The sequence below is a fragment of the Shewanella baltica genome (genome assembly GCF_900456975.1).
Classification (GTDB): Bacteria; Pseudomonadota; Gammaproteobacteria; order Enterobacterales; family Shewanellaceae; genus Shewanella; species Shewanella baltica.
In genome coordinates this window covers 1,505,505-1,517,511 of record NZ_UGYM01000002.1, presented here as the reverse complement: position 1 = coordinate 1,517,511, position 12,007 = coordinate 1,505,505, and the positions used below count along the sequence as shown (strand labels likewise).

Below are 12,007 nucleotides of genomic sequence, written 5' to 3'. Positions count from 1 at the left end.
CGAATCGATTAGTCGACTAAACCGCGGCGCTTTAAAAGTGCATCTGTTGTCGGTTTTTTACCGGTAAAGTGAATGTAATCTTGCATGAGATCTTCACTGTTACCTTTAGATAAGACTTCTTTACGGAATTTGTCACCATTATCGGCTTTCAATCCACCATGCTCGCCCATGTAGGCAAAGGCATCGGCGGCAAACACTTCGGTCCACAAATACGCGTAATATCCAGCTGAATAACCACCGGAGAAGGCATGGCTAAAGTAGCTCGATTTATAACGCGGTTGTATTGGCGCAAAATCGAGGCCGTGTTTAGCTAACACTTGGTGTTCAAACTTCTCTACATCGCTAATTTGAGTATCGGCGCTGATAGAGTGCCATTCCATATCTAACAAGGCAGCTGACAGATACTCAACGGTATCAAAACCTTGGCCAAACTTATTTGAGGCTAAGATTTTATCGAGCAGTGCCTTAGGAATTGGCTCACCCGTTTTGTAGTGTTTGGCATAGTTAGCAATCACAGCTGGGTCGATATTCCAATCTTCGTTAACCTGGGATGGGAACTCAACAAAGTCACGTGCGGTTGATGTGCCAGCCACGCTTGGGTATTTCACCTGCGAGAATAAACCGTGAACCGCATGACCCATTTCATGGAACATAGTGGTCACTTCATCGAAGGTCATTAACGTTGGGCCATCGGCTGGCTTAGGAATATTCAGCGCGTTATAAACAACGGGCTTAGTGCCAAGCAGACCGCTTTGGGTGACGAACTCATCCATCCACGCGCCGCCGCCTTTGCCTTCACGGGCATAAGGGTCAAGGTAGAATAAGCCAATAGAGCTGTTGTCTTTATCGAAGACTTCAAAGGCTAAGACATCGGGATTCCACACGGGTAAATCGGTACGCGCTTTTAAGCTGATGCCATACAATTTATGCATCGCGAAAAACAGCCCGTCTTGCAGCACAGTATTAAACTCGAAATAAGGCTTGATGCTGCTTTCGTCGAGATCGTATTTCTCTTTACGCACTTTGTCGGCGTAATAAGCCCAATCCCAAGGTTGAAGCTCGAAATCACCGCCTGCCTTTTTGATTTCAGCTTGAATATCAGCCGCTTCCACTTTGGCACGTGCTAAGGCTTTTGGTGCTAAATCGTCGAGGATTTCATACACAGCGGCTGGGGTTTTCGCCATTTGATCGGCAACCGCATAGGATGCCCAAGTATCGAATCCCAATAAGTTAGCTTTTTTAGCCCGAATTTGCGCCATTTTAACAATCAATGGGCCATTAGTTGCAACAGCTCTGTGCGCCGAGGTTTCCCACACTTTTTGGCGTAGTTCACGGTTGCTCAGACTAGAAAGCACAGGTTGGCGAGTCGTGTTCACTAAGGTAATCAAATAGCCCTCTTTTCCAGCAGCTTTGGCCGCTGCGGCTAAGGTGGCGATTTCGCTGTCAGATAAACCGGCTAACTGGGCTTTATCGGTCACAACAATTACATCATCTTTAAATGATTTTAAGCTGTTTTGTGAAAAGTCCGTCGCTAAGGTTGCAAGCTCGGCGTTAAAGTCGCGCATTTTAGCTTTATCTTCAGCCGACAATTTCGCGCCAGCGCGAACAAACTGCTCATAGTAGTATTCAACTAAACGCTGATCTTCCGCATTTAAGCTGCTTTTTTGTTGATATACCGCTTCAACACGGGCAAATAACGTTGGATCGAGATAAATATTATCGCGATGGGCAGATAGCTTAGGTGCAAGATCAGCTTCGGTTTTCTGGAAATCATCATCAGAAATCAGACCGGCGAGATTAAAGAAGGTCCGCGACACCCGCGTTAATAATTCACCTGAGGTTTCCATCGCCAGAATGGTGTTGTCAAAACTGGCCGCTTGCTTGTTATTCACAATGGCAGCGATTTCAGCATCATGGGCTTTAATGCCTTGCTCGAAGGCAGGAGCATAATCTGCAGTATGGATAAGGTTAAATTGTGGCGCTTGATCCTGCAGTGGACTCTTGCTCAGCAACACATTGGTTGCTTGCGCTTTAGCAGCAGTTTGAGTCGCTACGGCATTTTTAGCTTCATTGGCACTGGCGGCTGGCTTGTCTGAACAAGCGCCAAGTAACAAAGCCGCGGCCACGGCTGTGGTTATAACGGACTTACGCATATTAACTCCCTTGGATGTTGCAGCCCTTTCGTTTGTATTTTTAAGGTGAAAGGTGCGCGCTAACGGATTTTGGCTTTCAGTTTAAAACAGTCTGAGTCAACGAACGCTTGTTGCTACGGTCGTTAATTTCGATGAACTACCTTAACAAGTTACGCGCATTTCAGCCAAGTTTTACCCCGCCACTGCGGCGCTAATTTGTATCACTTTATGTGTATTTCGAGTCTATATGTGCCTATGCCAACGCTTAGCTACACCTAAGGCGCAGCAATCAGTGTTAAGCGCTTGCAAGCAGAAATGATGAGGATTAGCTAAAATTCAATGTAAAAAGAATTATTTAAAACAATCCAATTGGATTTTTTAAGCCAAATATTTTCAACATAGAAAGCAGCATAAGCAAATAAAACACCGTTTCTATAACAAATATTAATTCTTCTTAATAAACTTTTTGCTGTGATTATTTAAACCTCAATGTAACAAATACACAGGCCAAATGGCTCATTATTTAGGCAGACGCACTCTGGGTCACAATTTGAAACAGCTTTTCTCCGATTAATGTCACATTCAGATCATCAAATGTCTTTATAATTCCCGCTCGTTAACTTAGCGACAAATTAACCTAACAGTTAAATGACGCTGAATTAACGGGATGATGGGCATGCTCTTGACGGAACATGCGTTGGGGTCAAATAAATATAAATAGAGATAACTATGTTAAATAAGAAAATACTCGCAGTGATGATCACTGCCGCCCTTGGTGTCAGCGCCTGTAATTCTGATGACGACAAAGTCGTTCAAGCCGATTTACGGGTACTCGAAACCACAGATCTGCACACAAATATCATGGATTTCAACTACTACAGTGGTAAAGACGATCCCACAATCGGTCTTGCCCGCACTGCAAGCTTGATCCACGCTGCACGCAACGAAGCCAAGAATAGCGTCCTCGTTGATAACGGCGATCTACTGCAAGGCAGCCCTATGGGCGATTATATGGCCAAAGTTGGCCTGCAAATGGGCGATGTTCACCCTGCTTATAAAGCCATGAACCTATTAGATTATGAAGTCGGCAATATCGGTAATCATGAATTTAACTATGGTTTAGATTTCTTAAATAAATCCATTAGTGGTGCAGATTTCCCTTATATCAACTCAAACGTTTATTGCGCCGACGATAATGGTTGCTGGAAAGAAGTTAAAAAAGGTGAGCATTTATTCACCCCTTATATCATCAAACAAAAAATTATTATCGACAGCGAAGGCAATAATCAAACCATTAACATTGGTTATATTGGTTTTGTGCCACCGCAAATTCTATTGTGGGATAAACAAAATCTGACGGGAAAAGTGACGGTTGAAGATATCGTTACCACCGCGAAAAAATATGTCCCAGAAATGAAAGCCAAAGGGGCCGATATCATTATCGCCATTCCACACTCTGGCATTGGTTCGACGGAAAATCCTGGCGATCCTATGGCTGAAAACGCCACTTACGCTTTGACTTATGTTGACGGTATCGATGCGATTCTATTCGGCCACAGCCACTCTATCTTCCCAGATGCTAAGTATGCCGACTTACCCAATACCGATGTCACTAAAGGCCTACTGAACGGCGTCCCCGCAGTGATGCCAGGTCGTTGGGGTGATAACTTAGGGGTGGTTGACTTTAAACTTGAGCGTAGAGATGACAAGTGGCATGTCCTTAGTGCCAAAACGCAAGCTCGACCTATATATGATGGCGCAAATAAAGCCCCATTAGTTGAAGCGGATGCTGCTATTCACGATGCTGTCGCAGCCGAGCACCAAGGTACCCTCGCCTTTGTGGATGAACCTATCGGTGTCGCCGCGGCGGACATGTATAGCTTCCTTACCTTAGTGCAGGACGACCCAACGGTACAAATCGTTTCAGATGCGCAAATCGCTAACGTGAAAGCGAAATTACCTGCAGCATTAAAAGGGCTGCCAGTACTGTCAGCTTCTGCTCCTTTTAAAGCGGGCGGTCGCCACGGTACAACCAGCGATGCCGATCAATTTGTGCAAGTCGATAAAGGTCCACTGACCTTTAAAAACGCCGCCGATCTGTACCTGTATCCCAACACTATGGTGGCAGTCAAAGCGACGGGCGCCGAATTGAAAGATTGGCTTGAGTGCTCAGCCAACCAGTTCAATCAAATCGACCCAGCAAAAACCACCCCACAAGGGTTAATCAACTGGGATGGTCATCCAACCTATAACTTCGACGTACTCGATGGCTTAACCTACAAGATTGATGTCACTCAACCGAGTAAGTTTGACCGCGATTGCGCCGTCGTTAATGCCAATGCGAACCGTATCGTTGATTTAAGCTATAAAGACGAAAACGGTAAAGTCATCACAGGTGAAGAATTTGCCGCGAAAGAGTTTATCGTCGCCTCAAATAACTACCGCGCCTTTGGTGGTAAGTTTGCTGGTACGGGTAGCGACCATGTCGTGCTTGAACTGCCCGATACCAACCGTGAGGCGTTAGCGGCTTATATTACAGCGCAATCTCAGTACAACGAAACCACGGGTAAGTACGAAGGTATGGTCAATCCAAGTGCCGATTACAACTGGGATTTCAAAACCATCACGACCAACGTCACATTAGACGTTCGCTTCGAAACCCAAGACAGTGACAAAGCCGCTGCCTTTATCGAAGCCAATAAACAACGTGAAATGAAGAAGATCAGCAAGGATGAACTGGGTTTCGCCGTTTATAGCATCAACCTAACCAAATAAGCGTTCAATCCCGAAATATCACCTCAAAAGGCTCCTCGTGAGCCTTTTTTATTCCCTACAGATTAAATTAACGCTAATCTGCGCGCTATAAACAGTGTGTCGCCATTTAGTTCATCTTGCTCCACACTAAAGGTTAAACCTGCTTTGTGTCGTCAGAAATCTACCTTATTATTTAGCGGCGTCCTCGCAACAACAGAGAAAGCTTATGAAATATCAATCAATCTTATGTGCCACCGCGTTAATACTGGGCGCTGTGCAGCCAGCAACAGCCGATGTTAATCTCAATCTGCCTAAAAATGCTGAAGTGTTAACGGTCAATGGCAAGCCAGCAGTAAAGAGTAGCAACCTTGTTTTAGCCGATGGTATCAATCAAATTGCCTTCCGTTATGCCGCGCAATACAGGCAACAAGCTGACTCAGTGCATTATCTATCCGACGTGCTCATCGTCCGTTTTGATGCGTCAGCACAAACACTTACCCTGACACTTCCCGCCATCAACTCAGCCAGAGATGCCAAGAAATTTGATGAGTCACCCAAGCTGGCACTATCAAATACTCAAGATGAAGCGGTGAGTTTTACCAGCGATAAATTGATTAAGAATGGGATCCAACTGGGACGGGATTTCGAACACGAGATACTGCAGTACAACCTTAGCAATCATCCGGCTTCATTAAATCTCACTATGAATACCGCGACAACACAACCAAACGACGCCATTGCACCAGTATTGGCAAGCCAACCACAAATACGCCAAACAGCAGCAGTCACATCCACGAACTTGATAGCACCAGCAGTAATGTCGTCAGCAACCACAACAGTCAATGACAAGAGTCAACCAACCACTTCAGTGACTTCTACAACCGAACCTAGCCAAGCTGAAATTAGTCAACTGCTTGATTACTGGTACAAACAAGCTAACGACAATACCAAAGCCAGCTTCAAAGCCAAAATCAATAAAGAGTGATCCATAAAGCACGCTCGCGTTGTAGAGGATATTTGTCCTCCAACCATCAACAACGCTTCGGCTATCTATTTCAGACCGCCAGCTTAGTGTCACATATGAACTGGCGGCTCTATTCAGTTCGTAAAATTAGAACTTAGTAAAACTTAAGCTCATTAAAAAAGCGCCCAGTAACTATTCCCAGTTCACAACTTAATGTCATTTAAACAATGAAACGGTTTCAAAACGCTAAAAAATGTAAATTCTAGACGCAAAAAAGCCAGCTTATTCAGCTGGCTTCGTTACATCTCAATGAGATAATTAGGCGCTTGGCGATGACCTACTCTCACATGGGGAGACCCCACACTACCATTGGCGCGTTTGCGTTTCACTTCTGAGTTCGGGATGGGATCAGGTGGTTCCACAAGGCTATTGTCACCAAGCAAATTCTGTTTATTACCGTGCCCATCTCTGGCTCACGCTAATAATAATTCGGAAAGCTGATTTGCTTTGAGTCTTTAACTTTATCAAGTGTCGATATTCTGTCTAAGGCTTTCAGTAAAACCCATCTGGGTTGTATGGTTAAGCCTCTCGAGTCATTAGTACATGTTAGCTCAACGCCTCACAACGCTTACACACCATGCCTATCAACGTCCTAGTCTCGAACGGCTCTTTAGAGGAATTAAATTCCTAGGGATGACTCATCTTAGGGCTCGCTTCCCGCTTAGATGCTTTCAGCGGTTATCGATTCCGAACGTAGCTACCGGGCAATGCCATTGGCATGACAACCCGAACACCAGCGGTTCGTCCACTCCGGTCCTCTCGTACTAGGAGCAGCTCCCTTCAATCATCCAACGCCCACGGCAGATAGGGACCGAACTGTCTCACGACGTTCTGAACCCAGCTCGCGTACCACTTTAAATGGCGAACAGCCATACCCTTGGGACCGACTTCAGCCCCAGGATGTGATGAGCCGACATCGAGGTGCCAAACACCGCCGTCGATATGAACTCTTGGGCGGTATCAGCCTGTTATCCCCGGAGTACCTTTTATCCGTTGAGCGATGGCCCTTCCATTCAGAACCACCGGATCACTATGACCTACTTTCGTACCTGCTCGACGTGTATGTCTCGCAGTTAAGCTGGCTTATGCCATTGCACTAACCGTACGATGTCCGACCGTACTTAGCCAACCTTCGTGCTCCTCCGTTACTCTTTGGGAGGAGACCGCCCCAGTCAAACTACCCACCAGGCACTGTCCCTAATCCCGATAAGGGACCTAGGTTAGAACATCAAAACTACAAGGGTGGTATTTCAAGGACGACTCCATCATGACTAGCGTCACAACTTCAAAGTCTCCCACCTATCCTACACATGTAGGTTCAATGTTCAGTGCCAAGCTATAGTAAAGGTTCACGGGGTCTTTCCGTCTAGCCGCGGGTATACGGCATCTTCACCGCAATTTCAACTTCACTGAGTCTCGGCTGGAGACAGCGTGGCCATCATTACGCCATTCGTGCAGGTCGGAACTTACCCGACAAGGAATTTCGCTACCTTAGGACCGTTATAGTTACGGCCGCCGTTTACCGGGGCTTCGATCATGAGCTTCTCTTGCGATAACCCAATCAATTAACCTTCCGGCACCGGGCAGGCGTCACACCGTATACTTCCTCTTGCGAGTTTGCACAGTGCTGTGTTTTTGATAAACAGTTGCAGCCACCTGGTATCTGCGACTCCCGTCAGCTTAGAGAGCAAGTCTCATCACCAACAGGAGCGTACCTTCTCCCGAAGTTACGGTACCATTTTGCCTAGTTCCTTCAGCCGAGTTCTCTCAAGCGCCTTGGTATTCTCTACCCGACCACCTGTGTCGGTTTGGGGTACGATTCCCACTAACCTGAAGCTTAGAAGATTTTCCTGGAAGCATGGCATCAACTACTTCAGTCCCTTAGGACCTCGTCATCAGCTCTCAGTCTGCACACTAAAGTGCGATTCCCCGGATTTGCCTAAGAAATCAACCTACCACCTTAAACGCGGACTACCAACGCCGCGCTAGCCTAGCCTTCTCCGTCTCTCCATCGCAGTTAGCGGAAGTACAGAAATATTAATCTGTTTCCCATCGATTACGCCTTTCGGCCTCACCTTAGGGGTCGACTCACCCTGCCCCGATTAACGTTGGACAGGAACCCTTGGTCTTTCGGCGAGGGGGTTTTTCACCCCCTTTATCGTTACTCATGTCAGCATTCGCACTTCTGATACCTCCAGCGTGGGTTACCCCTTCACCTTCAACGGCTTACAGAACGCTCCTCTACCGCGCATCTCTAATGAAATGCACCCGTAGCTTCGGTGACTAGCTTAGCCCCGTTACATCTTCCGCGCAGGCCGACTCGACTAGTGAGCTATTACGCTTTCTTTAAATGATGGCTGCTTCTAAGCCAACATCCTAGCTGTCTAAGCCTTCCCACATCGTTTCCCACTTAGCTAGTACTTTGGGACCTTAGCTGACGGTCTGGGTTGTTTCCCTTTTGACGACGGACGTTAGCACCCGCCGTCTGTCTCCCGAGTAGTACTCATTGGTATTCGGAGTTTGCAAAGGGTTGGTAAGTCGGGATGACCCCCTAGCCTTAACAGTGCTCTACCCCCAATGGTATTCGCTCGAGGCGCTACCTAAATAGCTTTCGAGGAGAACCAGATATCTCCCGGTTTGATTGGCCTTTCACCCCCAGCCACAAGTCATCCGCTAATTTTTCAACATTAGTCGGTTCGGTCCTCCAGTTGATGTTACTCAACCTTCAACCTGCCCATGGCTAGATCACCGGGTTTCGGGTCTACACCTTGCAACTAAACGCGCAGTTAACACTCGGTTTCCCTACGGCTCCGCTATTCGCTTAACCTCGCTACAAAATGTAAGTCGCTGACCCATTATACAAAAGGTACGCAGTCACGGTCTCAAGAACCGCTCCCACTGCTTGTACGTATACGGTTTCAGGTTCTATTTCACTCCCCTCACAGGGGTTCTTTTCGCCTTTCCCTCACGGTACTGGTTCACTATCGGTCAGTCAGGAGTATTTAGCCTTGGAGGATGGTCCCCCCATATTCAAACAGGATGTCACGTGTCCCGCCTTACTCGTTTTCATCAATGGTTAGTTTTCATGTACGGGGCTATCACCCTGTGCCGCTGTGCTTTCCAACACATTCCACTAACACCCCACTGACTTAAGGGCTAATCCCCGTTCGCTCGCCGCTACTAGGGGAATCTCGGTTGATTTCTTTTCCTCCGGGTACTTAGATGTTTCAGTTCCCCGGGTTCGCCTCGCAACACTATGTATTCATGTTGCGATAACAGCTTATGCTGCTGGGTTCCCCCATTCGGACATCGTTAGCTCAAATGCTTGTTACTAGCTCGCCAACGCTTTTCGCAAGTTACTACGTCCTTCATCGCCTCTGACTGCCAAGGCATCCACCGTATACGCTTAGTCGCTTAACCATACAACCCAAATGAGTTTCACTCACCTGAGTCGCATTGCGACCAGCTTGGTTTTACTTGTCTCACTTCTGACCAAAGAAGTGGACGCGCCTTAGACGTAAACTATTCAATAAAGAATAATTTACTTTTGAATATTCAAGACACTTAATAAAGTGTTTGAGAACTCATGATGCAAACGTTTCCACGTTTACATCGGTTTGTAAGTAACATGACGACAGACATCATCACGTTACATACTATCAGCTTTCCAAATTGTTAAAGAGCGGGCTTAAAAAAGCCAAAGATAATTTTTAAGTTTATCTTTGGCATCTCTATCCATAGTGCATATGCCTTATTACTTTGTAATAAAGTCAGAATAAGGTGTAAATGGTGGAGCTATGCGGGATCGAACCGCAGACCTCCTGCGTGCAAGGCAGGCGCTCTCCCAGCTGAGCTATAGCCCCATTTACATGCAGTGCGAGTAAGTAAGATGTTCCAAACCTCTAAAAGGATTGGTTTGCCAATCATTTCTTATCAAGGCGGACAGTGGCGACGTTTAGTTCACTAAACGAGTCACTTTCCAACGCTGAGAAGGAAGGATTGGTGGGTCAGAGTGGACTTGAACCACCGACCTCACCCTTATCAGGGGTGCGCTCTAACCAGCTGAGCTACAGACCCATCTTTGATAAACCTATTTAACTAGGTCCATCTTTTACTCTTTCTTCTATCAAGCAAATCTGTGTGAACACTCAACAAACATTAAGTTAGTCGTATAGGTAAGGAGGTGATCCAGCCCCAGGTTCCCCTAGGGCTACCTTGTTACGACTTCACCCCAGTCATGAACCACAAAGTGGTGAGCGCCCCCCCGAAGGTTAAGCTACCCACTTCTTTTGCAGCCCACTCCCATGGTGTGACGGGCGGTGTGTACAAGGCCCGGGAACGTATTCACCGTGGCATTCTGATCCACGATTACTAGCGATTCCGACTTCATGGAGTCGAGTTGCAGACTCCAATCCGGACTACGACGAGCTTTGTGAGATTAGCTCCACCTCGCGGCTTTGCAACCCTCTGTACTCGCCATTGTAGCACGTGTGTAGCCCTACTCGTAAGGGCCATGATGACTTGACGTCGTCCCCACCTTCCTCCGGTTTATCACCGGCAGTCTCCCTAGAGTTCCCACCATTACGTGCTGGCAAATAAGGATAGGGGTTGCGCTCGTTGCGGGACTTAACCCAACATTTCACAACACGAGCTGACGACAGCCATGCAGCACCTGTCTCACAGTTCCCGAAGGCACACCTGTATCTCTACTGGCTTCTGTGGATGTCAAGAGTAGGTAAGGTTCTTCGCGTTGCATCGAATTAAACCACATGCTCCACCGCTTGTGCGGGCCCCCGTCAATTCATTTGAGTTTTAACCTTGCGGCCGTACTCCCCAGGCGGTCTACTTAATGCGTTAGCTTGAGAGCCCAGTGTTCAAGACACCAAACTCCGAGTAGACATCGTTTACGGCGTGGACTACCAGGGTATCTAATCCTGTTTGCTCCCCACGCTTTCGTGCCTGAGCGTCAGTCTTTGTCCAGGGGGCCGCCTTCGCCACCGGTATTCCTCCAGATCTCTACGCATTTCACCGCTACACCTGGAATTCTACCCCCCTCTACAAGACTCTAGTTCGCCAGTTCGAAATGCAATTCCCAGGTTGAGCCCGGGGCTTTCACATCTCGCTTAACAAACCGCCTGCGCACGCTTTACGCCCAGTAATTCCGATTAACGCTCGGACCCTCCGTATTACCGCGGCTGCTGGCACGGAGTTAGCCGGTCCTTCTTCTGTAGGTAACGTCACAGTAATAGCGTATTAAACTATTACCTTTCCTCCCTACTGAAAGTGCTTTACAACCCGAAGGCCTTCTTCACACACGCGGCATGGCTGCATCAGGGTTTCCCCCATTGTGCAATATTCCCCACTGCTGCCTCCCGTAGGAGTCTGGGCCGTGTCTCAGTCCCAGTGTGGCTGATCATCCTCTCAGAACAGCTAGGGATCGTCGCCTTGGTGAGCCATTACCTCACCAACTAGCTAATCCCACCTAGGTTCATCCAATCGCGGAAGGCCCGAAGGTCCCCTCCTTTCCCCCGTAGGGCGTATGCGGTATTAGCAGTCGTTTCCAACTGTTATCCCCCTCGACTGGGCAGATCCCTAGGCATTACTCACCCGTCCGCCGCTCGCCGGCAAAGATAGTAAACTATCTTCCCGCTGCCGCTCGACTTGCATGTGTTAGGCCTGCCGCCAGCGTTCAATCTGAGCCATGATCAAACTCTTCAATTAAAGTTTTTTGCTTCCGTCTTGCGACTTCAGCGGCTCAACGAATTCTGTTCGACTTCTATTTATTCGAAAATAAGTAGTAAGTCTTTGTACATATTGCTATGAACACTCATCACTCTCGTGAAAGAATTGGTTGATTTAAATTTTTGACTGCCAACCCGAAGGTTAAGCAGTTTCGATTAACTCAACACCTGTGAGTGTCCACACAGATTTGCTTGATAAATTGTTAAAGAGCATGGTTAGCAGCTTATTCAGCGTTTAACCGTTGACCCCGCTGGGTCAGTGGATGCGCATTATAGGGATGTCAGATTTTACCGCAACCCCTTTGGCGCGAATAATTACGAAAAACGATTCAAGCGCACACTTTTTAAACTAAAAG

3 protein-coding genes, 2 tRNA genes and 3 rRNA genes are annotated in these 12,007 nt (G+C 47.3%); 2 read left to right on the top strand and 6 right to left on the bottom strand.

The window, feature by feature from the left end:
• Positions 1-8 precede the first annotated feature (8 nt).
• Positions 9-2,153 (bottom strand): M3 family metallopeptidase, encoded by a 2,145-nt coding sequence (locus DYH48_RS06785; protein ID WP_115334359.1) that lies wholly within the window; start codon positions 2,151-2,153, stop codon positions 9-11.
• Positions 2,154-2,861: 708 nt separating this feature from the next.
• Between DYH48_RS06785 and DYH48_RS06780 the strand changes: the two genes are divergently transcribed.
• Both DYH48_RS06780 and DYH48_RS06775 read left to right on the top strand, forming a co-directional pair.
• Positions 2,862-4,907 (top strand): bifunctional 2',3'-cyclic-nucleotide 2'-phosphodiesterase/3'-nucleotidase, encoded by a 2,046-nt coding sequence (locus tag DYH48_RS06780; protein WP_115334358.1) that lies wholly within the window; start codon positions 2,862-2,864, stop codon positions 4,905-4,907.
• Between the two features lie 205 nt (positions 4,908-5,112).
• Positions 5,113-5,871, top strand: a complete 759-nt coding sequence (locus DYH48_RS06775; protein ID WP_115334357.1) for a DUF2057 domain-containing protein — start codon at positions 5,113-5,115, stop codon at positions 5,869-5,871.
• Positions 5,872-6,174: 303 nt separating this feature from the next.
• Here DYH48_RS06775 and rrf read toward each other — a convergent pair.
• The 5 genes from rrf to DYH48_RS06750 all read right to left on the bottom strand — a co-directional run bounded on the left by rrf (position 6,175) and on the right by DYH48_RS06750 (position 11,631).
• Positions 6,175-6,290, bottom strand: a 5S ribosomal RNA gene (gene rrf, locus DYH48_RS06770).
• 135 nt (positions 6,291-6,425) lie between these two features.
• A 23S ribosomal RNA gene (locus DYH48_RS06765) occupies positions 6,426-9,330 on the bottom strand.
• A gap of 367 nt (positions 9,331-9,697) precedes the next feature.
• A tRNA-Ala gene (locus tag DYH48_RS06760) sits at positions 9,698-9,773 on the bottom strand.
• A gap of 137 nt (positions 9,774-9,910) precedes the next feature.
• Positions 9,911-9,987 (bottom strand) — tRNA-Ile (locus tag DYH48_RS06755).
• A gap of 99 nt (positions 9,988-10,086) precedes the next feature.
• Positions 10,087-11,631 (bottom strand): 16S ribosomal RNA (locus tag DYH48_RS06750).
• The 16S, 23S and 5S rRNA genes sit together here with 2 tRNA genes alongside, the layout of an rRNA operon.
• Positions 11,632-12,007 lie beyond the last annotated feature (376 nt).

Coding starts and splice junctions, on each gene's coding strand:
- DYH48_RS06775 (WP_115334357.1), top strand. CDS start 5,113: ATGAAATATCAATCAATCTTATGTGCCACCGCGTTAATACTGGGCGCT.
- DYH48_RS06785 (WP_115334359.1), bottom strand. CDS start 2,153: ATGCGTAAGTCCGTTATAACCACAGCCGTGGCCGCGGCTTTGTTACTT.
- DYH48_RS06780 (WP_115334358.1), top strand. CDS start 2,862: ATGTTAAATAAGAAAATACTCGCAGTGATGATCACTGCCGCCCTTGGT.